Consider the following 26164-nt stretch of genomic DNA (forward strand, 5'->3'; position numbering starts at 1 on the left):
GATGACGAGAGGGTGTCCTGCCGTAACGGGCGCCCTCTTTGCATGATAAGCGCTGATTTAGGAGGATCATCATGAACCATACCCTTCGCAATCCATGGGTCTATGCCTTATTCGTTATACCAACCTTGCTGCTCTACGGGTTGTTCTTTATTTATCCGGTCATTGTTTCATTCATCTACGGACTCTATCAATGGGATGGCGTAACAGAGAAAGTATTCATCGGCATCGATAATTTCAAAAGCCTTCTGCACGACGCGATCTTCATGAAGGCGCTCGGCAACAACTTCTATTTCATGGTTTTCTCCCTTGTCGTCAACATTCCGCTTGTCTTCTTGATTGCGATCCTCATCAGCAAGGTAAGACGCTTCCGCGGATTTTATAAATCAGCTGTATTCGTGCCTGTGGTCATCTCGACGACGACGGTTGCAATCTTGTTCGGCGTGCTGTACAACTACGATTCCGGTCTGATTAACCAAGTGCTTCGCTTGATCGGCGGGGAGAGCTGGGCCAAAGAGTGGCTGTCGGACCCGCATCTGGCGATGCTCTCGATCCTCATTGCGAACGCGTGGCAAAATATCGGGTTCTTCATCGTCCTTTGCTTGGCAGCGATCTTGAACGTTCCAAAGGAAATTGGCGAAGCCGCTAAGATTGACGGCGTGAACGGCTGGAGCGAGACATGGCGCATTACGTTGCCGCTCGTTCGTCCGGTGATGTTCGTTATGCTGCTATTGACGGTGTCCGGTACGCTCAAGGTGCTCGATATCGTTCAAATAATGACCAATGGCGGACCCTTCCAATCGACTGAGGTCATGTCCACCTATGCGCTGAAAGTCGGCTTCCGTTCGCTTCAACTCGGCTACGGCAGTGCGATCGGCGTCGCGATGTTCGTCATTATTCTTGTTATGACAGCAGTTCTGCAGCGCGTATCGAAATCTGAGGAGGTGCAGTACTAATGGATCGCACAATTACAGCTAAACGTGCAGCGGTGCCCGGTGCGATGAACGGCAGTCTGCGCACCAAGAACAGACTCGGAAGCGGTCAGCTGCCGATGCATCTGCTGCTCGCAGTTTATGTGATTGTCTCGCTTTTCCCGCTAGTATGGCTGCTATTGTCATCGTTTAAGACGAACCGCGAAATTACGGTAAACACATGGGCATTCCCATCCACTCTGAACTTTGAGAATTACAGGGCAGCTTGGGAAAGCGCCAATATCGGTCTCTATGCTTGGAACAGTCTCTATGTAACGGTTATCGCTTGCTTCTTCACGCTGCTTTTCTCAGCTGCGACCGCATATGCCTTGTCGCGGATGAAGTACAAAGCGCTAAGCAAGCGTGTGTACAGCTTTATCCTGCTTGGCCTACTCGTGCCTCCAGGCGCGCTGTTCATCCCGCTATACCGTCTTGTGAACGAGCTGCACCTCTATGATACGCATCGTGCACTCATTCTGGTATACTGCACATATGCGCTGCCCATTACGATTTTCATTCTGCATGCGTTCATGCAGTCCATTCCGTCCGAGCTTGAAGAAGCGGGCATTATGGACGGGCTAGGTGCAGCAGGACTGTTCGCGAAAGTGATCATTCCTGTCACGATGCCGGCGCTTGTAACGGTGTTTATTCTTGCCTTCATCGGCAACTGGAACGAATATATTTTCTCGCAGCTGTTCGTCACGACCGAATCGCTGCGAACGCTTCCGACGGGGATGGCCACCTTCAATGACGGCTATCGGACGAACTTCGCCTCCTTGTCGGCTGCGGTCATCATCAGCATCATTCCTGTCCTGCTCGTGTATATGTTCCTGCAGCGTCAGATTATCGACGGCATGACGGCGGGCAGCGTCAAGGGCTGATTGGTGAGCGGCGAAATGATGTGGTACCACTCCCGCTGCGCGTGCGGATCATTGTTCCGATCGCCTAGGCGAACGCTGAGCCCGAACCGTAATGCTAGAGTGTTAACCTAGCATAAGGTTCTGGGCAGGTTTCTTCACAACGATTCCGCCCGCTCCGCTCTGGTACCACCTCCAAATAACCAACACCTTTGACGCTATATAAAAAAACAAAGGAGCCGTCCCGCTTATGAACCTTCGTCCGAAGCTGCTGCTTGCTTTTCTCGCGCTGATCGTTGCTCCACTCATAGGCCTTGGCATTGTGTCCTTCCTGAACTCGGAGCATCTGCTGGAGAAGAAGTACAGCGAGCAGACGGAGATTACGCTCAAGGCGGTCGGCGGCAATATCCGTTATTTCTTCAAGGAGCTCGACCAGCTCACGGACGCGACCGTGACGAATGCCAATGTGCAGGAAGCGCTGCGCAGCTCCCGAAATTCGGTGAATGATGCAAGCAGGCTCATTGCGATCAGCCAGTTTGAGAAGTCGCTTCGGGATACGGTTCTGTCTCAGAACCCAGCGCTCAGCATGCTGGTGCTGTACGGCAAGGACGGCACGATGTTCCGTTCCTTCCGCAACGATCCGACAACATTCAAGAACATCACTCTGGATATGCTGAAGGGTCATGCGATCTTTCCGGAGGTTGTGAATCTCGGCGGCCGCCAGAAGTGGATCGGCCCATACGAGCAGCCGGGGTTAACAGGATCAGGAGCAGCTCTGTTCACGCAAATTCGGCTTGTGAAAGATATGTATACGTTTAACGATTCCGGCGTTATGGTCATTCAAGTAAAGTCTGACGAAGTAGACAGCATGCTGCAGGATTTCACCTTGAGCGGCGAGAAGCAGACACAGACCCGCTATCTCATTGTCAATAAGGAAGGGCTTGTCATGATTGACAGCCAGCACGAGCTTGAAGGCAGATACGCAAACAGCCAGGTTTCGCTGCCGCTGCAGCATACGGAACGCTATGCGAGCTATCGCGCTATATTCAACCATGAGGATTCACTCGTCTCTGCGTACAATCTCGATCGGAGCGGGTGGGTCCTTGTGTCCGTTAAATCGTGGCAATCGCTAACGAGCGAGAACGTTCGATTCGTTCAGTGGATTGGCGGCATTACGTTACTCTGTTTGATTTTTGCGCTATTCTTTAACATCTTCTTCGTGAATCCCGTGGCCAAAGCCATTATTCGCGTCGTTCGCAAAATGCGCCTCGTTGAGCAAGGGATGATGGACATCCGCGTGCCGACAACCGGCAAGGATGAGACGCTGCTGCTCGCTAAGAGCTTTAACAGCATGATTGATCGCATCGGCAGGCTTCTCGGCGAGGTGCGAACGGAGCAGGAGCGCAAGCAGAGGGCGGAGATGATGCTGATGCAGGCGCAGATTAAGCCGCATTTTCTGTTCAATACGCTGGAATCCATCAATGCGCTCGCAGCCCAGAACGAAGGCGGCAAGATCATGCAGATGGTTCGGCGCCTGAGTATTCTGCTGCGAACGAGCATGCATCACTCCGAGATCATTACGGTGCACCAAGAGATAGAACATGTGCGGAGTTACCTTGAAATTCAAAAATACCGCTTCGAGGACCTGTTCAGCTATGAGCTGGATATTCCAGAAGAAGCGCTTCATGATACGATATTGAAGCTGACGCTTCAGCCGCTTGTCGAGAACAGTATTCAGCATGGCTTTGAAGGTATTGATTATGTCGGTTTGATTCGAATTGCTATGACGCAAGAGGCTAGTTACAACATCTTCACCATTGCGGACAATGGGATTGGCATGGATGAAGCGGCATTGAAACGGGTCAATGGGCTCGATCCTGCGCCTATGCGCGATCTGGATCTCAGTGTGGCGGAGCAAGGCGAGCGGAGAGGGCTTGGACTGCGGAATGTTGCAGACCGGCTGCGCATTCATTATGGTCCAAGGTTCGGACTCATGGTGTGCAGCTATGAAGGATACGGTACCATGATCCGAATTAAGATACCGCGAAGCAGAGGTGAGCAATGAAGATGAACGGCAAAGTGCTGCTCGTTGATGATGAACAGCATATTACGCGGAACTTGGAAAAAGTCATTCCGTGGAGTATGCTTGGACTTGAGATAAGAGGAACAGCAAAGAACGGCGTCGAGGCGCTTGAGATGCTGCAGTCGGAGCCCGCTGATCTAGTGCTGTGCGATATTCGAATGCCTGTGATGGATGGACTCGAGCTTGTTCGGCAAATTCGGGAGCAGTCCATTCCGTGCGATATCATTATGCTGAGTGGCTACCAGGATTTCTCCTATACGCGCGCAGCGATTCAGTATGGCGTGAAGGATTATATCTTGAAGCCGATTCCTTATGATGAACTGACAGGCGTTATTGCCAGGGTTATGTCAGAGCAGCGCAAGAAGCGGACGCAGATTAAGGAAGAACAGCGGAAGCTGAGCCGGATTATCAATCTTGCCAATGAGAAAATCCTCTACGACGTTCTGCTGGACTACACCAATATTACGCCGGACAACTGGCTGATGGCTGGGCAGGAGCAGCAGCTCGGCAATCCGCAGTACACCGTCATCGTACTCGACATTGATGCAGGCTCCGCGGATGCGAAGGATTGGCGGGAGTGGCCGGATAAAGAGCGGAAAATGTGGAATTTTGCCGTATGCAATGTCCTCAGGGAGACGCTTCAGGTCGCGCATCTACATCATTCGGTCATTCAGATGCGCGATGGCGAGTGGTGTGTCCTTATTCAAGGCGGCGGCGCCGAATCAGGCAGCATGCAGGAGCCGGTTGCCGCGCAGATGAAGGAGTGGGCAGAGATGCTGCTCGCTTCCGTCATGCATAATGCGAAGCTGCAGCTGCATGCGGGAATCTATGATAAAGTAACTGCAATGACTGAGCTATCTTCCGCCTATAAGGCCGTGCAGCGCGGTATGCAGCTGTCGACGGAGAATGTGACCATTGCATTCTACGGCAGCGAGCTTGCGGGCGGCTTCGAGACCGGCCGGACGCTGTGGGATATTGCGGAACGTCTCATCGGCGCAATGAAGCGCGGAGATGCGGCAGGCGTTGACGAGGAGCAGAAGCGGATTGCCGATCAGCTGCAAAAAGCAGGCGGAAGTGCCGAAGGGCGGCTCAAGCCGCTGCTGCATTTCCTTGCGCTCCATCTGATGCGGGAGCTGAAGGAAGCGGATCTGCTGCCGCGGGAGCTGGAAGAGGCGCTGTGGCGGAAGATGGATCTGCATTTCAGCGTCAAAGATCTATTCGCTGCCATTCGGCAGGCGTCCGATGAAGGCGTGGCGCGATCCACGGATAAGCGCAAGCATTCCGAGCGTCAATTGACAGATGCGAAACAGTTCATTGATCGTCATCTATTCCGGGACCTCAGTGTCGAAGAAGCGGCGACGCATGTTGGGCTGTCTACATCTCATTTTAGCTTGCTGTTCAAGCAGTCTTTTGGGGAAACGTTCATCGAGTACATCACGCGCCAGCGCATGGAAACTGCGAAATCGCTGCTCTTTGAGACGCCGAAGAGCGTCGCGCAGATCGCGAAGGAAGTCGGTTATGCGGAACGGCGGTATTTTACGAAAGTGTTCATGAAGTATACTGGGCAGAATCCAACGGAATATCGGATGGCGCTGCAAGGGGAAACAGTGGCGCTCTCGCAGGACGAAGAGGCTGACGAGTGGCGTTAGGCATTGTAGGAGTCAAATAGAGAAGAAGAGGTGCTAGTGATGGGAGAGCATTGGCGGCAGTACAGTTTACGGAAAAAAATCGGGCAGTTGTTCGTGTTCGGGTTTCATGGACAGCGTCCGTCATCCGATATTGAAGCATTGATTGAGGAGTACGGTGTCGGCGGTATCATCTACTTCACGCGTAACATTGTTGATGCGAAGCAGGTGCACGAGCTGTCGGATAGCTTGATGGGGACGGCTGAACGTGCGGGCAAAACACCGATGTTCATTGCTGTCGATCAAGAGGGCGGCATGGTGTCGCGCCTTGTCCGCGGCGTTACGCTTATGCCGGGCAACATGGCGCTTGGCGCTACGGGATCATCCGGCGGCGTGTTTGAGACGGCTGCGATTGCTGGCGAGCAGCTGCGCGCAGTGGGCATCAACTTGAACTATGCCCCGTGCGTGGATGTCAACAATAACCCGGACAATCCGGTTATTAATGTCCGTTCTTATAGCGATCGGCCGGGGGTTGTCGGCGAGCTGGGTCTTGCCGCGGTTCGTGGCTATCAGCGTGCGGGCGTATCTGCGACGATCAAGCATTTCCCAGGTCACGGCGATACGAGCGTCGATTCGCACCGGGATTTGCCTGTTCTGCATCATGACCGCGAGCGGCTGGAAGCAATTGAGCTTGTGCCATTCCGCATGGCAGCGCCTGAGACGGATATGATTATGACGGCGCATGTTTGCTTGCCGTCGCTTGACCCGTCGGGCGTGCCTTCTACTCTATCGAAGCCTGTGCTTAGCGGGCTGCTTCGGGAGGAGATTGGCTTCGAAGGCGTTATCGTCACAGATTGCTTGGAGATGAACGCCATTGATAAGTTCTATGGACCGGAGCGCGGAGCGGTAATGGCGCTGCAGGCTGGCGCAGATATGGTGCTGATCTGCCATACTGCTTCGAAGCAGCGCGCAGCGCTTGAAGCCGTAGTTGCTGCAGTCGAGAGCGGCGTGCTGACTGAGGCTCGCATCGACGAATCGCTTGCGCGCATTATGAAGCTGAAAGCGAAGCGAGAAGTCGGCAAGGCGCTTGAGCCTTGGGCGACGCTTGCGCCGCAGCTGAATACGCCGGACCAGCAAGAGGCTGCTCGCAGCTGGAGCGAGGCGTCGGTGACGCTTGTGAAGAATGAAGCAGGACTGCTGCCGCTGAAGCGGGAGGCGCGGACGCTCGTGCTATGGCCTGCGATTGTTGCCGTATCGGATGCGGACGAGCTGCTGACCGATGATGGTACGCTCGGCGGGCGACTCGCTGCCCGCATGACGCATGTAGTAGAGCGACGCATCGGCGATGCAGATGCGCTTGAAGGTCTGGACGCATTCGAGCAAATCGTATTCGTCAGCTACGATGCGGCCAAGCATGTGAACGAGCGCGAAGCTGCGTCACAGCTGCTCGCGATGGCGGCTGATCGCACTGTTGCGGTATCGGTGCGCAATCCGCTCGATCTGCTCGTATACCCGGAGGTATCGGCATTCCTCGCGGTATACGAATGCCGCCCGCTTGCACTCGAGTCCGCAGCCCGCGCGCTGCTCGGCGAGTTCAAGCCGCAAGGCAAGCTGCCGCTTACGCTGTCCGAGCAATATCCGTTCGGCTGGCGCTGGGCTGACGGCGAGCAATAATAGGTTGATGGATAGCTGCACAGGTGAATTTTGGCCTGTGCAGTCAAAGTGTAGGGAACCCCACCGTTTAAAACGGTGGGGTTCCCTTTTTTTCATACTTTTCGGTTGCGTGGTGGAGCTGAGAGTGATCGGTTATCCCTGCTCTGAAACATGTAGAGAAGTACGCACGACATTCTACCTCCGACTATAAATTGCTCTGTTCACTGCGCTTCAAACAAACGCAGCACTTTCGTCCGGTTGTCTTGCTCAGCCATAGTTTTCGGGGAAATTCCCTGCTTGTTCGCTTGATCGCAATCTGCCCCGAATTGCAGCAGCATTTCAATTTGCTCTATTTTATATTTGCGTCGTATCGCTTGATGAAGGGCAGTATTGCCATTCGAATCAGCAGAGTTCACATTCGAACCGTTCTTCAAGAACCACTCTGCGATCTCGAATCTCTTCCAATTGAACGCGGAGAGGAATGCCGCATCCTCAAGTTCCGCACCGTGATCCTTGAAGCGCTTGGCCGCTTTGACATCGTTATACCAAGCGATCGCAAACATGCAGCCATTGGGGTTCGCACCTTCGCTCAGCAGATAGGTGTAGAGCTTCTCATTTCTTCCGCGCGTGTATGCGTACCATAGCGGGGTGGCGGGGAAGAACCCGCACTTGTCATCCGGTATTCGGTGAACGCTATTGAAGTCCATGCCGCTGGTTAAGAGCAGCTTCACAATTTGAAGACTCGCATCCCCCTTCCGCGGATCATCGGTGACATCTACTCCGCCGACGTAATGGAGCGCATTCTTGCCGTCTTCCTCCGACCATTGCAGCCACTTTGGCTCTTTTTGAAGCAGTTCTTTGGTGACCGCAATATCCAGTGATTTCAACGCTCGAATGTATTTGTTCATGATCCATCATAGCCCCTTTGCAGATAGATACTTATTCATTCTGTTCATACCTACATTCATTCACGGTTCACTCTCTAAATCCTTTTTCACCGTATATTCTATCATACAAATGGAAAAGCTAGTGATAGATGATAGACGTTCGTATGGAAGGTAAGGAGGATATGCGTTTATGAGATGTCTGAACTGCAACTCGATTGATATAGGCAAGCTCGGTAAACATCATTATTATTGTTGGAACTGCTTTATTGAGTTCACGGTAAATGGTGAGAAACTCGACTTATTTCAGGTGGAGAAAGACGGTACGGTAAGCTCGCTTAATGACTTGTTTATTGAAGAAATTCAAATCTATGCAGACCAGCAATGAAGAAAGTTAGGCGGCTTTGGTCCTGAGTTCAACGGGGCTAAGGCTGTTTTTTTATATATATGAAAAAGAGACTCCCGAAAGAGTCTCCATCGTTTCACTATTCCGTTTCAACTCATTCCACCAAGCTTTCATCGTCTTTTGGAATGGTTATACGGCTGGCAGGTACTAGCAGCCCGATAAGTACTAAAGCAAGCATGCCGAAGAAGAAGAGGTAAATTGCAAATGTATCCATTATCTTCCGCCTCCATTCAAAGTTTGGCCGGTCGGATAGGTTTGATCAATCGATTCCAAGTTTAATGCGCCCTTTACAAGAATGCCCAGTAAAACGATTACTGCTAAGTTGAATCCCATAATCATGAACATAACTTCCATTTGAATGCGCCCCCTTAAATTGTTTCTAACCACATTGTATCCTTAGTCCGAAATAAAGAATGTGATAAAAATCACAATCCATGCAGAGTTCACAGGAATGTTGAAATTACGAGCTAAAGCTTGAGGCGGTATACGGGCTTGGCTACAGGCTGGTGAAAGCAGGAGAATGAAACACTCTAGAGGAATAAAGGACGAAACAACAAACAACAGCAGCCATGGACGAGTGAAGAAGTCCATGGCTGCTGTTGTTTTCCCCGACTTTGTTACAGCGTGCTGGACGCTTGAGTCAGAAGACCGGCAAGGAGATCGTAATCAGGCGTATCGTCTTTACGGATTTTCAGCCATTTCCGCTCCTCTGGCCCTTCGAATCCTTTCGGAAATGCAAGGCCGGCAGCATTCATGATCATGAACGCAATGGCGTCTTTGGATGGCGATATCACCGCTGCATAGTGTCCATTCTTCAGGAAATGGGGCTTCTTGTACTGAATGCGTTCATCGGCTTCCGGAATAACCTGATGAACCATCTGACGTAGTCGGTTGCTGACCTCGATCTGCCATGGTTGACTAAGGTTCTCGATAAATGCGGAAACTTCCTGATTCGTCATTGAATTGCCGCTCCTTTTTTACGATTATTTCGGAAGACTGGGCAAGTGGGAAGGAATCGAGCCCTCCGGCACCTCGCCGTCAATGCCCAAGTAATAATGCCGGATCGGCGACAATTGCTCGTCCAATTCGTACACGAGCGGGATGCCGGTCGGGATGTTCAGATCAGCGATGCCGTCGGCCGGGATCTGATCCAGATGCTTCACCAGTGCCCGAAGCGTATTGCCGTGTGCCGCAATGAGAATATGCTTGCCGGACGAGAGATCCGGGGCGATATGCTCCTCCCAATATTTTAACACTCTGCGCTCTGTATCATCTAGACTTTCCGTTAACGGAAAATCACCTTCTTCTAAATTTCGGTAGCGTGGTGCGGACGCTTCGTACCTGGCATCCGTTTTATCGAGTGCAGGCGGGCGAACGTCAACGGACCTGCGCCACAAGTGAACTTGTTCTTCTCCATATTTCTCGGCCGTCTCGGCTTTGTTCAATCCTTGGAGTGCGCCGTAATGCCGCTCGTTCAGCATCCAGCTCTTGAATTCGGGAATCCATGTCAAATCCATCTCGTGAAGAATGATCCACATCGTTCGAATCGCACGCTTCAGAACGGATGTATGCGCTGCGTCGAAGACGTAACCCTGCTTTCTGAGGATGATTCCGGCTTGTCTTGCTTCTTCGAGACCGTTCGTGGACAAATCCACGTCTGTCCAGCCCGTAAATCGGTTCTCGACATTCCATTCGCTTTGCCCGTGGCGGATCAGCACTATTTTGATCATGCGGAATCCTCCTTATATAAGGATAAGTTGCTTAAGATCTATCATAATTCTCAGGTTTGTCGAACGCAAATGACTCGTTTGAGCCTGAGTAAGCATTAAGAATGGAACTCAGCAAGCCGGGGAATCTTTCTTCTAGATCAACCGACCGAATGGACAGGAAATGCTGGGTACCTTGCACGCGAACCTGTACAACTCCTGCTTCGCGCAGCGTGCGAACATGGTGGGACAAGGTCGATTTCACGACGCTCACATCGATGCCGCCACAAGTGGATTCCCCTATTCTGCTGATTTCTGCAACTATGGATAACCGGACTGGATCACTGAGCGCATAGAGGATAGACGAGAGATGAATAGCTGCTTTATCCGGGTGAAATAGTATCTTCAGAAAGCTTCCTCCTTGTTGACAGGTAGTGATTGCATATTACCACACCTCATGCTATATTTCTATTGTTCGATAACAATCGAATTATTAAACATTTTATTGTGCAACAAGCATGTCAAACTGCAGTCTTTTATAGAAAATACAGTGGTGTGGAGGAGCAACCATGACAAATCAAGTAACCAACTCGCAATCCGTGGATGTATTGTTCAGGCCTTTCTCGCTAGGTAATCTCAGCTTAGCTAACCGGATCGTGATGGCTCCGATGACGCGAGCTTTCTCACCAGGAGGTGTGCCTGGACAGAACGTAGCGGATTATTACCGTAGACGCGCGGAGAATGGCGTTGGCTTGATCATTACGGAAGGCACGCTGATCAATCATCCAGCGGCAACCGATAATCCGAATATCCCTAACTTTCATGGAGAAGAAGCGCTCGCAGGCTGGAAACGCGTCGTTGACGCGGTGCACGAAGCGGGAGGGCGCATCGTACCTCAGCTCTGGCATGTCGGGATGACCCGCAAGAACGGTTCGCTCCCTCATCCGGAAGCGCCATCGATTGGTCCTTCGGGACTTAATCTATTGGGTGAACCCGTGAATGAGCCGATGACGCAGGCGGAAATCGATCAAGTCGTGCAAGCATTCGCACAAGCAGCAGCCGATGCGAAACGGATTGGCTTCGACGGTATCGAACTCCATGGCGCTCATGGTTACTTGATCGACCAGTTCCTCTGGGAGAAAACGAATCAACGCACGGACCAATATGGTGGCGATTTATTGGCGCGTACTCGATTTGCCGTCGAGATCATCGAAGCTTGCCGCCGCGCGGTAGGTCCTGATTTTCCAATCATCATTCGGTTGTCGCAGTGGAAATCGTCCGACTATACGGCGAAGCTCGCTGCTACGCCGGAACTGCTCGGTCAATTACTCGCTCCTCTCGTGGAAGCGGGTGTGGATATATTCCACTGCTCGACTCGCAGGTTCTGGGAGCCCGAGTTCGAAGGATCTAGCCTGAATTTCGCAGGTTGGGTGAAGGAGTTAACGGGCAAGCCTACGATCACTGTAGGGTCCGTCGGTCTCGATGATGAATTCATGGGCTCATTCAGAGGCAAAAGCGCAGGAACCTCTGACATTAAAGAGCTGCTGGTCCGGTTAGAACAGAACGAATTCGATCTCGTCGCAATCGGACGCGCCTTGTTAGTTGATCCTGAATGGGCGGATAAGGTTCGGGACGAACGGTTCGATGAACTGCTTCCATTTACCCCTGAGGCGTTGGGACGGTTGTATTAATTCTAAGGATTAAAGCATAGAGCAAAAAAGAGATGGCATGTGTCATCTCTTTTTTGCTCTGCTATGTATGGGAAGAATAGATGAGAAAGCTAGGCTGTTATTCCATGGTTATCGCCAACTGAATAATGATCTCTTCTTCTCTTTAATCCCCCAAGTGAGTCCCAGAATGATGGGTGGATAGTAGATGGGGCTCATCCACGAATATGTACCGTCCAGCATAAGATCGCCTAACCAAATATTTTGATCCTCATCCGCCTTAATCGCCCATTTTCCGCTATAGGCCATTTCCTCAATATGCTTCTTTACGTGCTTGGCCGCTTTGTCGAAGCTGAATGTCGTCTGCAAAGATGCATCGACCTCTTGGCACATTGAAACAAACTTGGCTTCTTGCTGCTGCCAGGAAAACTCGGAGTCCCACATGTCAATGAGTTGAAAGCCTTCAAGCTGACTCTCTATTATCTCCTTAAGCTTGTCCGATACGAATATCTGCGGGAGAATCCGATCACTTCCGGGAATCTTCATTTTATAAATATCCTGTCCTTGAACGATGCCCTCCATCAGGGCAAGTCCTTCGATATCATAGATTGTACGTAGAGTACCTTTTACTTTGGAAGCCGTCATGTCGATACAGTCCAACACGGTGAGTACGTTCAGAATGCTGAAATCCCCGTCCTTGCTCTTCAGCGGCAGGAACTCCACATCCAAGTTTGGAAGCAGTTCTATGGTGTCTCTCGCTCGTTTGCTTACTACTAGAGCACCGCTTAATTCTCGAAGGAAATCGGCCGGTTTGCCCATATCCTGAACTTCTACCTCGCGCTGGGTCCAATGAGATGCAAGCGATTTTGCCTCACGGAAAGACTCCCGCATTTCAGTGTAGGTCTCCATATCCATAAATTCGGTTGTATTCCAACTAGGATGATAATCGAGCCACCAAGCTTTCAAACAAACACCTCAATTTCAAGTTATTTACATTCTCAATCCTTTTCAGTATAGCACTGCTTTCAGAGTTAACGGCAGACTACTGCAACATTATTGACTAGTAACCGTCTAATTGTAGATGATGTTGTACTTATGCGTGATAGTTAGCGCCATTTCTAATAAGGGGGAGACCAGTGGACAAAGATGAGGAGATCCAAGAACTAAGAAACCGAATATCTACTCTAGAAAAACAAGTTCAAAACAAACCTCAGACATCAAATTTATTGAGGTTTTGCTTAAGTTTTATTATCGTGTTCGTGGTCTTACTGATTCTAATTGGTATCTTCCAATTCTTCATTAGCACAAACAATTAATAGCGATAGACAATTGTAACATGATTGAAATCCGATCTTCATCTTGTTTTAATGAAGTGCGTCTATAATAAATCTCAACCCCCTTTAATAAATATAACTTAGACCCGCAGCCCGTTGCTGTGGGTCTCTTTTTTTTGGTGACGTAAGGCAGCTGCCCCCCCAAAGAGCGTGGATTGAAATTGCGGTCCGCATGCTTGTGAGCTAAAATGCTCTTAGAGTGTACAAGGGCGGTGGTTTTACTTTGGATGATAGAAACACGAATAATGAAAACAATGTATATGCCTCGCTGGAAGGCCTGCTATTTAAGCTTCGAGATATCACGCATATTAAGCAGCACATGAATGAATGGAATCTTAAGCTTCAATTTATCGACAAACATATGATGCTCGTCATGGCCAGCGGTAAAGGCCATCTTCATATAGATGGACATTTCGTGGAACTTCGGCAAGGCAGCGTGTATGTGCTAAAGCCGGGCCACCTCATTGAAGCCACAATTCATTCGCTTGATGAACGCGGGTTTTATAATTTGGGATTCGATGTTTTCAGTGAGGATCCTACGTCTTCGCATGCGATTCAGAAGGTCAGACGGAACAGTCCATTTCCGTTGCAAGGAGAGGTTATCGTTTCATCGCCGGTTTCTGTTCATATTGCATGCCGGACCATTGACCAACACATGAAGAGCGGAGAACCTTTAAAACGCTTCCGGAGCCAAATTCTGTTCCAAGAATTAATAGAAACGATTCTGGAAGAAGCGCTTCTCGTTCAAGAAATTGGCTTGGACGCAGCTTTGGATTATGCAAAAGGGTATATTGAGCAGCACTTTCAGCAGGAACTGACGATCGAACATTTGGCCAATTTGGTAGGGATCAGTTCGCGTCATTTTATGCGATTGTTCAAGAAGAGGTATGGCAGCGGCGCGATTGATTATTTGACTTTTTTCCGGATCAAACAGGCACAGCAGCTCATACGGACAAGCGGACAGGATCGGCTCCGAGATATTGCACGGCATGTCGGCTATCAAGATGATATTTATTTCCGGCGTAAATTCAAACAGGTCTCAGGTATACCGCCTGCGGCATTTATGAAGAATAGCAGAAAGAAGATCATTGCTTATCATAACGCGAATATTGGGCAACTGATTGCCCTTCAAATTACGCCTTACGCCGCGCCAGCTGATCATCCATGGACCGATTACTATAGAAGAAAATATGAGACGGATGCTGTCATACCGCTCAGCTCGGTCGAACAGGTAAAGAAAGAGGAAATTGTTCTTGCAGCGCCTGACTTCATCATCGGGATCGATATCCATGCTTCAGTCGAGGAACAGAACGAGATGAAGGAGATCGCACCGGCGTATTTCGTGCCTTGGATGGAGAATGACTGGCGCATGCATTTGCGATTAATCGCGAAGTTTCTTGATATGTCTCCCATTGCTGAGGTTTGGCTGAATAATTATGATCGTAAAGCTCGTTTCGTAAGAGAAGAAGTCCGGGATATGGTGAAAGATGATCGTATTCTCATCCTGAGAATTACAGGAGAGGGCTGCATCGTGTTGGCTAAGCGAAGTCTTGCCACGGTATTTTACGATGATCTGCATCTGGTGCCCGCGCATGGTGTTGATCGCATGAGAGAAGACCAACAAGTGAATGCGGCGCAGCTAGCGGCATTCGCGGCCGACCGAATCTTGCTCGTCGTGGACGAAGATTCGCTATCCCAATCCACGTGGCAAACACTTGCAAATTCCGAAGATTGGAACAGGCTGGAGGCGGTTGGTAATAATCGCGTAGCGTTCATTCCCGCGTATCCTTGGATTGAATACACAGCATTTACGCATGAGCTCATGCTCGACGAGGCGCTCAAGCTTTGGCGGAATCGTGCATAAGTTTATGTCGTTATCATCAATATTCCGAAATTGTAAATTCATTTATACTCCTAATAGATGATAATGATAATCAATTTTAATTAGAGGTTATCCTATCTAAACTCGTTTTATCAGGAGGAGCACCGGGGAAATGAAACGAAACATAGTTTGGGTCAGAGGATTAGTTATCGTATTACTCATTATGGTAAGTACGGCTTGCGGAGCGAATAACACATCGACGAACAAGTCCAATACGACTGCCGAGAATGCTAGTAACGCGAGTAACACAGGTAATACAGCAAACACAGGTAACACAACTGCAGATGAAAATAATCAACAGCGCGTGGTGAAAACGTTGAAAGGGGACGTCAGCATTCCGGCCGAGCCCAACAAGATAATCGGCCTATCTGTCGTTTATCCGGAGTTTTTGTACGCACTTGGCGTAACGCCGATTGCCGTTCAAAACTACCATTTGGATTTTCCTTCCTATTTGAAAGATGCCTTTAAAGATGCAATCAAAATGGGCATTGCAAGAACACCTGATTTTGAAGCCATCTTAGCGTCCAAGCCGGATTTGATTATTGCGCCAATATGGTGGTCTGATAAGGATTACGATCAGCTTTCCAAAATTGCCCCTACTGTTCTTCTGCCAGAGCGGGATAATTGGCGCGACGAATTACGTGATATTGCCGAAGTCCTGAATAAAAAAGAGCTGGCTGATACGGTCATTCAGAAATTGCAAGTCAAGGAAGAGGAAGCCAAGGCGAAACTCGATCAATTAGTCGGCGATGAGACCGTGCTCTATATGGAAATTATGGATAAGGAAATCATCCTTTACGGTGAGAATAGCGATCGCGGCAAGTTTATTCATAAAGTGCTTGGCCTGAGCTCTATCAAGAATATTCCGCAGAGCGAGAACAGCCTTTCGATTTCACTGGAGAAAATTCCTGAATATAACCCGGATCATATCATTGTGCATATGAGCGATGAGTCTAACAAAGTTATTCAGGATCGGTATAAAGAAATGTTAGACAGCTCTTTATGGAAGCATATGACGGCGGTAAAGAAGAACCAAGTTTATCTCATGGGCGGCAAGGAATGGTTTAACCTGGGCATGTCTCCGCTTGCCGATAATAACGCCGTTGACGAAGTCATTCATGCATTTGAAAAAAAATAAGATGATAGGGAGGGTATGCCATGAGTACGATTGACTTGGGACAACTCGAGGAGAAGTTTTTTCTGACATCGAGGGAGGCGGAGAGTACCGTGCTCATCATGCCCGCGGCAGATTTATTAAACGAAGAGAGGCTGCTGCATGTATTGAATACATACGGTCCGCTGATCCAAGCACAAGAACGGCCAGAAGCGGCAGCGTTGTTCATCAGCTGGTATGCGGGCGTGTGCGGTGCGTTGCAGCATATGTTGTTTCACTGGCCTGACACTGTATTAGATGTGTCATTCTCTAACTTGACCCTTCAATTAGTTGTCGAAGAATCCTACCCGCTGTTTTCATTTCATCTCAACCATATCCAATACAGAGAAATTCCAAGTGCGGACCGCGGAGCTTGGCTTAACAAAGCATTGGATTCCTTTTACAGGGAACAAGTAACGCCTTTGATCCAACTGCTGGCGCGTCTGGCTCGAGTGAAACCAATTGTATTATGGGGGCAAATTGTGAATGCCGCTTATGATCAAATGGACGAGGAGCTCGGCGATGTTACGGACGAGGCACGCAGGCAGGCAATCATTCATCACTACCAGACACGTCTAACCGATATCGATGCCAGCGCATTCGGACTTCTGAAGAATCCATTTGCAACGAAACGCAGCTATATTGAAGATCCTGCAGATTCGAACAAGAAGATGGCATTGAAGACGGCTTGCTGCTTAGCATATTGCCTTCCTCATCGCCTCAAGCAGACATTCAACTATTGCTATACGTGCCCGCGTCTCAAAGAGAAAGATCGAGAGCTAATGAAAGCGAATGGTCAGTACTGACCAAAACTACCATAGCTTCACTTTGATTGCACCCCAATTGTTAGATATCATCTAACAATTGGAGGTGCAATTTTTTTGTCCGAATTGTAATTTGCTGCTTTAGCATAGGTGAACTAAAAGGCGGCCTGTTGCGCTGACGGGCAGGGTTTCGCAACAATATTAGGCGAGTTCCGTCTATTCATATATGGGGATTATAACCAGTTCGGGAGGTGATATAAATGTGGAGAAGAACAACAATAGTCTTGCTCATTTATTTGTTCATGTTCAGTACGTTGATTCTAGTGAAGCCTTTAACTGTCAGTGCATGCTCATGTGCTGAACCCCCAAGCATAGAAGATCAGTTAGATCGAAAAACTGCAGTTTTTACTGGCAAAGTATTGAGTTTGACCAAACCTGTTAAAGGTAAAACCTGGTCTTCGGCAGATCCTGTAAAAGCTCAATTTGAAGTGAAAACGGTATGGAAAGGAAAATTGAGTACTCAAACAACTGTTTACACAGCATTGAGTTCAGCAAGTTGTGGATATGAAGGATTCGAAGTGAACGAAGAATATATCGTTTTTGCTTACGGCGATCCAGATCGACTTGAAACAGGACTTTGTGAAGGCAATAAAACGCTTGCTACTGCGCAAAATGAGCTTAAAGCATTAGGAGCAGGATATGAACCCACTAAGGTAACACTCGCTCAAAAGGAACCTTTAGAAAAATCCTCCTTTAAAAAAGAAACAGAGGACCGATTAGTAATAATCTCTTTAGTTCTTGTAGTTTCTCTAACATTGTTCATCTTGCTGGTCATCATAGTGAGAAGGCGCCGGCGATAACAGCATCTGTTGCGACTGCCCTTTCTAGGTACCTTTTCCTTTTGAAGGGCAGGTTAACGCAACCTATGTGTAAAGTTTTCCCAAATCAAAAGAATTGACGCACGAAATTCTGCCGCGTGGAACTCATTTATTGCTATTTCTAATCAACCCGATTACTAATCCGACTAACATTCCGAAAACCATTCCAAGACCCACATTATTAAATGCTGCTCCAAACGCGACTCCAAATGCAGTTCCAATGCTTATGAAAACACCGATTCCGACACCTTTCATTTCAATAGATCACTCCATTTCTTTACTTCATTCCAAAAACGTCACTGCTGCTGTGGCACGAAATGAAACATAATACGTTTCAAATTTCTTGAAGTTTCACCTTGATGGCTAATGGAACGTCCAACTAAGCACTGCCAATGTGGCAGTCTTTGCTCAACTAACGACCTGAATTTACATCATTATTGTCGAAATTGGACTCCTTGACAATTTAAACTGTAACTCATATAATTACAGTAACAAGGACGGCTAGCCAGGCAACCTGCTTATGCAATGTCCTATTTTTTTAACCTAACTGTAACTTAATTAGATACAGTTTGAACTTCCATTCTAATGACAGGTGGTGCTGACGATGAGCTTTGCGATCAGTGATTGGGTACAAGGCAGAACGAAGGACGGGGAACTTATTCAAGGATTTATTACATCGATGAACGGAAACTATAACATTGCAAGCGTTTATGTCGTTCAATCGGATCACGATGCGGCGGTCGGCACTACGGTCTCCGTGTTGAGCAGATGGCTCAAGGAGCAGCCTTCGGTGCATGCACTGGACTACGAGGAGCCGATTCTAGACTTTATCGAGCTGGCGCTGGCCACGCGTGACGAAGAATGGTTCGCGGAGTTGACGGAGCGTCTGAACGAAGTCTTGCAAAAGCAAGCGAGTGGCAGCAACAACGCTCCGATTATGTATAACCGAAATAGTCTCGGTCGTATCATCAGATAAGTATTTTGAAAGCAATGTATATTACTTGTGAAATTGGTTAGAATAGAATCATATTATCGATTGTGTTTAACTGATATTCATGATAAATCCTGTAAGTCGGACCATCTGTAGGTGCTGACAAAGAGAGTATGCATTAAATCAACGATAAATACAACGCCAAGGCATTGTGCCCTGGCGTTTTTCTTATGCTTGAGCACTTATGAAAAGCACAGAGGATATAGGTTCTTAGCTGCTCTCGAACGATTCCGGTATTGGTTTTCTGTGAAAAGCTTTAATATCTTGAAGCGGAGGGAGCCCGAATAGCCGGCGGTATTCCCGGTTGAATTGAGCCGGACTTTCGTATCCGACTTCCAGCGCAGCGGTGGTTGCGTTCGCAGATCCGTTCAGCATAAGCCGTCTCGCCTCCTGGAGGCGAAGCTGTTTCTGATATTGCTGGGGAGCCATCGTTGTGACAGCTTTGAACTTGTGATGAAGTCCGGAGACGCTCATTTTGGACGATCTCGCCACCTCTTCGATTGAGAAGGTTCTGTTGTAATTTTCCTTGATCCATTCAATGGCTCTGCTGATCCCCTCGTTCTGTTGATCCATGAATACGCGTTGGATAAACAAGTGACCGTGATCTCCCGTAAGCAAGCGGAAGATCATCTCGCGCTTGATCAGCGAAGAGAGATAACGGATTTCCGCATCAGGCTTCCCTTTCAGTTCCAACAGCCGGATGAATAGAAGCTGTATATGGTCATCGGATTTACCTACGTAGGCGCCAGGGCCAAGCTTCTGGTCGAGCGGCTTCACATCGATTCCGGAATCCGTCATGACAGAAGCAATTTCTTCGGCCGTTAGATCCACTCGCAAGCCGATATACGGCGATTGCGGGGTAGCTCCGACGACTTGGCCGGAGGCGGGGATATCAATTAGAGAAACTAAATAGTCGCCTGGACCATAATGAATCGTGTCCTGACCGAGATGAAGCTTCTTAGCCCCTTGTAGAATCAGGCAAAAGGAGGGGGTGAGGACGCCGGGGACTATCGCAGTCGGCTGGCTGCGCCTTACTACAGAGAAGAAGGGGACTGAAGTCTCCGTACGGCCTTCAGCAAGATTGAAGGTAGCCGCCATTTCTAATAATTGATCTAATTTCGTATGCATGGGAAAGCCCCCTCATCCAGTGTTCCTCTCCAATTATAACCCCACTTTATTAAGATCGCCATCATGATTATCGGATCGTAAATAAATCGATTTGCAGAATCGAGCAAATTTTAAGCAGGAACGAACTACTTCCGGATGTCGTTTCGCGTCATAATGACCGTAGCACATGAAAGGGAGGTTATCCTCTTGAGAAAGAATGAACAGTCGAAACGGACTATTCTGATGATGATCGTCGCCTGTCAGCTGATGATGGTGCTCGATACTTCCGTCTTGGTTACCGCATTGCCCGAAATTGGCCGCACACTGCATCTGTCGACAACTGCTTTGACTTGGGTGCAGAACGCTTATATTTTAGCCTTCGGTGGCTTCTTGCTGTTAGGTGCCAGGGCCGGGGACATCCTAGGAAGGAGAAAAATATTCAGCGCCGGGATTGCTTTGTTCTTGCTGGCATCGATATTGGCTGGTTTGGCGCCTTCCGCCTCGCTTCTGCTTGGTGCACGCGCTTTGCAAGGATTGGCAGCAGCGATGGCGACGCCGTCAGCACTCGCATTATTATCCGTGAACTTCTCGGAAGCACGGGAACGGACGAAGGCGATCGCCGTATATAGTGCCGCAACGGGAGCTGGTGGCAGCGTCGGCCTGATTATCGGCGGATTGCTGACGGATGTGATCTCTTGGCGTGCCGGGATGTTCCTCAATGTTCCTATCGGCATTGCACTGCTCCTTATGATACCCCGATATTTGCGGGAGACGGAGATGAAAGCGGGCCGTCTGGATATATGGGGAGCCATGACATCCGTGATCGGCATGACGGCGCTGGCATTCGGCTTCGTTCAAGCTGCGTCTGCCGGATGGCAAGCGCCGGAAGTTTGGGGCTCGCTTGCTCTAGGAGGGATCTCGCTAGCGGCTTTTGTGTGGATAGAAGCGCGGGCCCGAGAGCCGATTACGCCGCTGCGCCTCTTCGCGAGCAGATTGCGTTCCGGAGCCTATTTGGGTAGATTATTACTCATAAGCGGGAATTATCCGATCTTTTTCTTCGTTCCGCAATTTTTACAGAATGTTCTTCATTTCAATGCATTGCAAGCGGGGCTCGCGATCATGCCGTTCACGGTCGTTCAGTTCGCGATGATGTACGCCATGCCTTCGCTCGTAACCCGATTCGGGAATGTAAAAGTATTAATCGCCGGACTCGGAATCGCGATCGCCGGAACGAGCTGGCTTACCTTCATTTCTGCAGATTCGAGCTTCTTCCCTGACCTATTCTTCCCGTTGATCGTCATGGGCGGCGGTGCAGGTTTGATCTTTCAGCCTTTCACGACGTTAGGCTTGTCAGGCGTGGACGCCAAGGATGCAGGAGCGGCGTCGGGGATGGTCAACGTCGCTCATCAGACTGGCGCATCGCTCGGACTTGCCGTTCTGATTGCCGTCTTCGAGGCGGCGAGCCGGGAGTCCGCTTCTTCGATTGCTTCCTTTGCCCATGGGATCTCCGTCTCGATCTGGGGTTCGGTCATTTTCTTGACGGCTTCGCTCGTTGTTGTCTTGATCTTGCTGCTGCCAGCGGATAAAGCAAGCGCTGCGCGCAGTCGCTCAGGAACCAGAGCGGTTGTCTCCAAGGGACGAGCAAGTTAAGATTACGCAGTTGAATCGAATAACAGATCAAATTGGCTTCATATGAGGAATAGGTGTGAGTGGAACGAGGAACGATAGCACAATTAACAAAAGGCTGCCGATTAATCATCGGCAGCCTTTTTCCGAACGGGCAGTATAGCTCCTCGTGTATATTTGGAGAATTTAGGAGGGACGAGTGAGAAATGAAGCTGGTTCCTGAACATTATTCGAGTGACTTCTCCCGACATGCAAACAGCATACTGTGTAAATTGGATACCGGAACAAGGGGAAGATATCGTCACTTTTCTTGTAGATACGGACTGCATTATACAAATTGAATTGGATCGCTATGATGATACTGTGAATCCGACTACAAATAAATATTCCATTGCTCACTGGTTAAATGGTTTAAGCAAAATGGATCAAATTAAATTAGCAGTAGCAATGGATTTAGCGAAGAGAGAATTTTAATCTTGGAGAAGACAACATGAAGAAGTCAGCATCTATGCTCTTATTAGCCATGATTCCAAGCATTGTGACCTTGTTTTTATTAGTCCAATATTACCCTTACACAGGTCTTGGAAGAATTGTGAGCATTCCTGTAACTTTATTTATTAATTTTACTTTTTTGATATTGATACTATTTATCACACGCAAATTGAAATCTAGGCTATTCAATTGTTTATTGTGGATTACTGCCATATTATTAAGCATAATATTGGCAGTTTTCTTACATCCCCAGGAATATCTACCAAGCGTTGAAACGCAACTTTGGGAACAACTTTTTTTATAGATTGGTGGTTGGACACTTTCTCAGGGTATTTATTGAAACTTCACTGTAATTTTTCAGTATGTATGACTAAATGGTCATTTTCAAGTGAGGAGTCCTTTCCATGATGACAAATACAGATACAACAGATTATTTAAGGTCCGAATTGAAACAAATCGAACAATGGGAGCAAGATCAGAAGGGGCTATTCTTCTGGGAAAAACTCGGCAGGCTGCCCTTTGCCCTGTTGGACCGGATCACTCCAAAGTTCCTTCAAGAAAAGATAGGAACTGCGCTCGACGAGCTCGGCAGCTATGTCCAAAGCGGCGGACGGTACTTGATCAACAAGGAGCAGATATATCGCAAATATTTCCCGAATGAAGAGTGGGTTGAAGAAGTATCCCTGAACCGGATCAGTCAGCTTCCACTCGGCAGCATGGATAAGGTGTCCGACAGCATTACCGCTTCAAGCAGTAAGATGGCGACGGCGCAAGGCGCAACTACGGGATTTGGCGGCTTTTTTACACTCGCTATTGATATACCGCTCCTGCTTGGCATTTCACTTAAAGCGCTGCAGGATATCGCAATAAGCTATGGCTATGACCCAACTGAGCAATCGGAACGGATTTTTATCGTGAAGTGCCTGCAGTTTTCCTCCTCCGACATCGTCGGAAAGAAAGCCATTCTTGATGATCTTGCCGTATTCCATACGGGGGAGAGAAGCGGTCAGGTTATGTCTCAGCTGCAGGGCTGGCGCGAGGTCATGCTTACGTACAGGGACAACTTTGGATGGAAGAAGCTGTTTCAGATGATTCCGATCGCAGGTATGTTGTTCGGCGCCTTTTTGAACCGCTCCACCCTTAAGGATGTCGCTGAAACCGGTAAAATGATGTATCGGAAGCGCAGAATTATTGAGAAGTTGATGACGATAAATCATATGTAGTGGACAATGCTGGGAGACATACTCATTATTAATTGAAAAAGGACATTTAATGGAGGTATGTATGAAGAAGAATGAAATTCTCGATCTGCTAGTTTCGTCCGGCCTTGAAGCGTACAAAGACCGATTCGATCCCTTGATCTTTTCATCCTATCAGATTCATTTGGAACCCGAGGAAGACGTAAACCTCTCTTTAGGTGCGAGTAAAATCGGCGGTCTACCGGATTTGGCGGCTGACGCTGAGTGGCCCAAATGGAAAGAGTATGACATGTCCTTCGTCGCACAAATCAATCTTGCAGATTTGCCCGATCCTACGCTGTTTCAGCAAGGAGGGCTCCTTTCTTTCTTCTACGCGGTAGATCCGATGTATGAAGATGAAGACTTCTATAATGATCCAAACACTTGCCGGGTCATTCTTACCCCGGTCGAGGAGTTTTCAAGACTTGCTCGCAGACCTTTGCCTGAACTTACGGAAGAAGCCATCTTCAGGCCGAATGAAGCAACGTTCTCGCCGACACTTTCAGTACCTGCATCAGAATCGGCCTATTTGGAGAGCATGGGGCTTGGATGGAACGGAGACCGTGAACATTTCGATAAATACTGGGAAGTCTTTCTTGAGAAGTATCGTGAAATGACCAATGCCAGTGATACGGTGCATCGCTTGTTCGGCCATCCGGACCAAATACAAGGAGATATGCAAGTCGCGTGCGAGGTTATGACTACAGAGCTTACATACGAAGTGCTCAGTGACCCAGGAGTGAATGAACGTGCGGTTAAGTCCGCTTTGAAGTGGAGACTGCTGCTTCAGATCGATTCCGAAGAAGAGAAAACCGGTATCATGTTCGGAGATGTCGGACGCATTTATTTCTGGATCCGAGAGGACGACCTCGCGGAGCTGCGTTTCGACCGGGTTGTTTGCGAGATGCAGTGCTGCTAGTGAATAAGAATCTTCTTTCTAGGAGTGTAAATGATGACTAGCGTGAGGGAAGTTTTACTCGATCAGTTGGCAGCATGTCATAACGATGAAAGCTGGTTTAAATCGTCTAATACGATTTTAGATGATATATCTTTCGTTGAAGCAATCTGGAAAACAGAGGGTAATTCAAGTTCCATCTGGGAGATCGCGAACCATCTGATTTTTTGGAATGAAATGTGGCTAAGACGGTTTATTAACGATGATCTATTTAAGGAAATTAATATTAGTAATGATGAAACATTTGAATTGGATCATACGAAGATGAATGAAGAAGGTTGGAATGAAACGAAACAGCGATTAAATAATGGTTTCTCAGAATGGCGAGACGTTATCACGAATTGTGAGATGTCAAAACTGGAAAGAAGAATACCATCCTACTTCAATGCTCAATGGTGGGGTGTCATTTCGAATTTATGCATCCATAATGCGTATCATATCGGGCAAATGATGTTATTGAAAAAGCAAAAACCTTAATTATTTGTGACGGATTACGTTTTCCGAGCAACGATATATGACGTTATTGTTTTGAAGCAATACCAAGGCCAAGGATTTGGAAGGTTGCTAATCGAAACGGTCGTTAATAGTACACTAATAAAGGGCATCGAACGCGTTGATTTATTTTGTGCAGATAATAAAGTGATGTTCTACGAAAAATGGGGATTTAAACAAGTTCCAGTAACGACCAACTTCATGAGCTTAATGAAGTGATTACAAGGAATCTGGTGAAGACGATCAGTGAGGTGACATCACAAAGTTCACGAGATCATCATATGAATGGGGGGACTCAACTTGCCAATCATCGTCCGAGCGATGATGAAAGTTCTTCGAATACCGAAAACAACGGTGTTCATCGTAGCAGCGATATTTATCCTCAGCAGCGGTACCATTGCCTATCTGATAGAGCCATCCACATTCGGAACATGGTTCAACGCCTTGTATTGGGTCATGACCACGATGGCGACGGTAGGCTATGGCGATTATTATGCGAAAACATTTATTGGGAAAGCATTTACCTTGTACATTTACGTGTTTGGGATTGGGATACTTAGTTTAATCATCGGCAAAATCCTAGACTCATTTTCCACTATCTATAGAAACTGGGAGGCTGGAAAATTGAATTTTCACGGAAGAGACCACATCATTATTATCAACTGGAATAAGAAAGCGCAGTATGCGATAAATGAGATCCTTTCGTATTCTTCTTCCACTCATATCGTTATTATTGATGAATCGGGCAAGCACCCGGTCATAGATGAACGATCCGTTCACTTTGTAAGTGGAGATCCCTCTATGGAAGATGTACTTGAACGGGCAATGGTTCATACGGCTAGGGCTGTTATCATCTTCGCAGACACGCGGATTGACGAGCCGGCACTTTCTGATGGGAAAACGCTCCTAATCGCATCAAGCATTGAACGCCTTCATCCTGGTATCCATACTACGGTCGAAATTACGCAAGATAAAAACATACAAAATTTCCGATATGCCAACGTCAATGAGTTCGTACTATCACATGACGCCGTTTCCAGGCTTGCAGTGAGATCAGCTCTCCAGCAAGGGGGAGTGGAAATCATTAACCAACTGATCAACCGCGAGGTTGGGGACGACATCTATGAAGTTCCGGTTAGCAAGCAATGGAAAACCTATAGAGACGCTTTTCAAGGCTTATTAGAATATGGTGCCACATTGCTATCTGATAGAGGGGACCTGGGGATTAATCGCAAGATGAACCAGCCTATACCTGCTGACGCTAAGCTATATGTGGTAGCCGATGAAGTCACCTATCAGAAGATCAAAAGCTTGAAATGAGATTTTACCCAACTCGCTTACTATTGGAAAAGACGACAACGAAACGAATTCGGAGGCGTCTTTTTCTTTGTGTTTCGAGAAAC

The 26164-nt window shown here is 48.2% G+C and carries 27 protein-coding genes; 19 read left to right on the forward strand and 8 right to left on the reverse strand.

The features are described from left to right. Positions 1-71: 71 nt before the first annotated feature. The 5 genes from AC0YNX_RS17745 to AC0YNX_RS17765 all read left to right on the forward strand — a co-directional run bounded on the left by AC0YNX_RS17745 (position 72) and on the right by AC0YNX_RS17765 (position 7207). Positions 72-953 (forward strand): carbohydrate ABC transporter permease, encoded by an 882-nt coding sequence (locus AC0YNX_RS17745; RefSeq protein WP_475817035.1) that lies wholly within the window; start codon positions 72-74, stop codon positions 951-953. After that, complete coding sequence (locus AC0YNX_RS17750) at positions 953-1849, forward strand: carbohydrate ABC transporter permease (RefSeq protein ID WP_475817036.1); 897 nt, start codon at positions 953-955, stop codon at positions 1847-1849. Before AC0YNX_RS17745 ends, AC0YNX_RS17750 begins: the two co-directional genes overlap by 1 nt. 226 nt (positions 1850-2075) lie before the next feature. Then, positions 2076-3890 carry a sensor histidine kinase gene (locus AC0YNX_RS17755; RefSeq protein ID WP_475817037.1) on the forward strand — a complete coding sequence of 605 codons (1815 nt, stop codon included), beginning with the start codon at positions 2076-2078 and terminating at the stop codon, positions 3888-3890. Beyond that, positions 3887-5557 (forward strand): response regulator transcription factor, encoded by a 1671-nt coding sequence (locus AC0YNX_RS17760; RefSeq protein ID WP_475817038.1) that lies wholly within the window; start codon positions 3887-3889, stop codon positions 5555-5557. Before AC0YNX_RS17755 ends, AC0YNX_RS17760 begins: the two co-directional genes overlap by 4 nt. Before the next feature lie 39 nt (positions 5558-5596). Beyond that, the gene (locus AC0YNX_RS17765; RefSeq protein ID WP_475817039.1) at positions 5597-7207 is read left to right on the forward strand and encodes a glycoside hydrolase family 3 protein; all 1611 of its coding nucleotides are present in this window, start codon (positions 5597-5599) and stop codon (positions 7205-7207) included. Between the two features lie 200 nt (positions 7208-7407). Here AC0YNX_RS17765 and AC0YNX_RS17770 read toward each other — a convergent pair whose 3' ends face one another. Next, positions 7408-8094, reverse strand: coding sequence for an ankyrin repeat domain-containing protein (locus AC0YNX_RS17770; RefSeq protein WP_475817040.1), 687 nt, complete (start codon positions 8092-8094; stop codon positions 7408-7410). Between the two features lie 169 nt (positions 8095-8263). On the opposite strand from AC0YNX_RS17770, the gene AC0YNX_RS17775 reads away from it, so the two are divergent. Continuing rightward, positions 8264-8458 (forward strand): hypothetical protein, encoded by a 195-nt coding sequence (locus tag AC0YNX_RS17775; protein ID WP_475817041.1) that lies wholly within the window; start codon positions 8264-8266, stop codon positions 8456-8458. Between the two features lie 231 nt (positions 8459-8689). Here AC0YNX_RS17775 and AC0YNX_RS17780 read toward each other — a convergent pair whose 3' ends face one another. The 4 genes from AC0YNX_RS17780 to AC0YNX_RS17795 form a co-directional block, all read right to left on the reverse strand. Then, a complete protein-coding gene (locus AC0YNX_RS17780) occupies positions 8690-8830 on the reverse strand; it encodes a hypothetical protein (RefSeq protein WP_475817042.1) in 141 nt (46 codons plus the stop codon). A 263-nt stretch (positions 8831-9093) separates the two neighbouring features. Beyond that, positions 9094-9435 (reverse strand): DUF1801 domain-containing protein, encoded by a 342-nt coding sequence (locus tag AC0YNX_RS17785; protein WP_475817043.1) that lies wholly within the window; start codon positions 9433-9435, stop codon positions 9094-9096. Positions 9436-9459: 24 nt separating this feature from the next. Beyond that, the gene (gene gpmA, locus AC0YNX_RS17790; protein ID WP_475817044.1) at positions 9460-10206 is read right to left on the reverse strand and encodes a 2,3-diphosphoglycerate-dependent phosphoglycerate mutase; all 747 of its coding nucleotides are present in this window, start codon (positions 10204-10206) and stop codon (positions 9460-9462) included. Between the two features lie 31 nt (positions 10207-10237). Beyond that, on the reverse strand, positions 10238-10621 hold the full coding sequence (locus AC0YNX_RS17795; RefSeq protein ID WP_475817230.1) for an ArsR/SmtB family transcription factor: 384 nt from the start codon (positions 10619-10621) through the stop codon (positions 10238-10240). Positions 10622-10751: 130 nt separating this feature from the next. Between AC0YNX_RS17795 and AC0YNX_RS17800 the strand changes: the two genes are divergently transcribed. Then, entirely contained in the window at positions 10752-11873 is a 1122-nt protein-coding gene (locus AC0YNX_RS17800; protein WP_475817045.1) for an NADH:flavin oxidoreductase, read from the forward strand. A 108-nt stretch (positions 11874-11981) separates the two neighbouring features. On the opposite strand, the gene AC0YNX_RS17805 is transcribed toward AC0YNX_RS17800, so the two are convergent. Continuing rightward, positions 11982-12815, reverse strand: coding sequence for an imm11 family protein (locus AC0YNX_RS17805; protein ID WP_475817046.1), 834 nt, complete (start codon positions 12813-12815; stop codon positions 11982-11984). Between the two features lie 687 nt (positions 12816-13502). Between AC0YNX_RS17805 and AC0YNX_RS17810 the strand changes: the two genes are divergently transcribed. From AC0YNX_RS17810 to AC0YNX_RS17825, 4 genes are all read left to right on the forward strand, one after another. After that, on the forward strand, positions 13503-15047 hold the full coding sequence (locus AC0YNX_RS17810) for an AraC family transcriptional regulator (RefSeq protein ID WP_475817047.1): 1545 nt from the start codon (positions 13503-13505) through the stop codon (positions 15045-15047). A gap of 130 nt (positions 15048-15177) precedes the next feature. Continuing rightward, positions 15178-16203, forward strand: a complete 1026-nt coding sequence (locus AC0YNX_RS17815) for an ABC transporter substrate-binding protein (RefSeq protein ID WP_475817048.1) — start codon at positions 15178-15180, stop codon at positions 16201-16203. Between the two features lie 20 nt (positions 16204-16223). Then, positions 16224-17024: a hypothetical protein gene (locus AC0YNX_RS17820; RefSeq protein ID WP_475817049.1), complete on the forward strand. Its 801-nt coding sequence runs from the start codon at positions 16224-16226 to the stop codon at positions 17022-17024. A gap of 218 nt (positions 17025-17242) precedes the next feature. After that, complete coding sequence (locus AC0YNX_RS17825) at positions 17243-17842, forward strand: hypothetical protein (protein ID WP_475817050.1); 600 nt, start codon at positions 17243-17245, stop codon at positions 17840-17842. Between the two features lie 123 nt (positions 17843-17965). Here the strand turns inward: AC0YNX_RS17825 and AC0YNX_RS17830 are convergent, their stop codons facing one another. Further along, on the reverse strand, positions 17966-18115 hold the full coding sequence (locus tag AC0YNX_RS17830) for a glycine zipper domain-containing protein (protein WP_475817051.1): 150 nt from the start codon (positions 18113-18115) through the stop codon (positions 17966-17968). A 349-nt stretch (positions 18116-18464) separates the two neighbouring features. On the opposite strand from AC0YNX_RS17830, the gene AC0YNX_RS17835 reads away from it, so the two are divergent. After that, on the forward strand, positions 18465-18836 hold the full coding sequence (locus AC0YNX_RS17835; protein ID WP_475817052.1) for a hypothetical protein: 372 nt from the start codon (positions 18465-18467) through the stop codon (positions 18834-18836). 225 nt (positions 18837-19061) lie between these two features. Here the strand turns inward: AC0YNX_RS17835 and AC0YNX_RS17840 are convergent, their stop codons facing one another. Next, positions 19062-19979, reverse strand: coding sequence for an AraC family transcriptional regulator (locus AC0YNX_RS17840; RefSeq protein ID WP_475817053.1), 918 nt, complete (start codon positions 19977-19979; stop codon positions 19062-19064). Between the two features lie 186 nt (positions 19980-20165). On the opposite strand from AC0YNX_RS17840, the gene AC0YNX_RS17845 reads away from it, so the two are divergent. From AC0YNX_RS17845 to AC0YNX_RS17875, 7 genes are all read left to right on the forward strand, one after another. Next, on the forward strand, positions 20166-21608 hold the full coding sequence (locus AC0YNX_RS17845; protein WP_475817054.1) for an MFS transporter: 1443 nt from the start codon (positions 20166-20168) through the stop codon (positions 21606-21608). A gap of 225 nt (positions 21609-21833) precedes the next feature. Then, positions 21834-22058, forward strand: coding sequence for a hypothetical protein (locus AC0YNX_RS17850; protein ID WP_475817055.1), 225 nt, complete (start codon positions 21834-21836; stop codon positions 22056-22058). Between the two features lie 425 nt (positions 22059-22483). Then, a complete protein-coding gene (locus tag AC0YNX_RS17855) occupies positions 22484-23299 on the forward strand; it encodes an EcsC family protein (RefSeq protein WP_475817231.1) in 816 nt (271 codons plus the stop codon). 61 nt (positions 23300-23360) lie between these two features. Next, positions 23361-24233: a YwqG family protein gene (locus AC0YNX_RS17860; protein WP_475817056.1), complete on the forward strand. Its 873-nt coding sequence runs from the start codon at positions 23361-23363 to the stop codon at positions 24231-24233. Positions 24234-24263: 30 nt separating this feature from the next. Continuing rightward, positions 24264-24746 (forward strand): DinB family protein, encoded by a 483-nt coding sequence (locus tag AC0YNX_RS17865; protein WP_475817057.1) that lies wholly within the window; start codon positions 24264-24266, stop codon positions 24744-24746. 6 nt (positions 24747-24752) lie between these two features. Further along, positions 24753-24980 (forward strand): GNAT family N-acetyltransferase, encoded by a 228-nt coding sequence (locus tag AC0YNX_RS17870; RefSeq protein WP_475817058.1) that lies wholly within the window; start codon positions 24753-24755, stop codon positions 24978-24980. 81 nt (positions 24981-25061) lie between these two features. Then, on the forward strand, positions 25062-26081 hold the full coding sequence (locus AC0YNX_RS17875; RefSeq protein ID WP_475817059.1) for a potassium channel family protein: 1020 nt from the start codon (positions 25062-25064) through the stop codon (positions 26079-26081). Positions 26082-26164 lie beyond the last annotated feature (83 nt).

The organism is Paenibacillus sp. J31R98, from assembly GCF_056269245.1.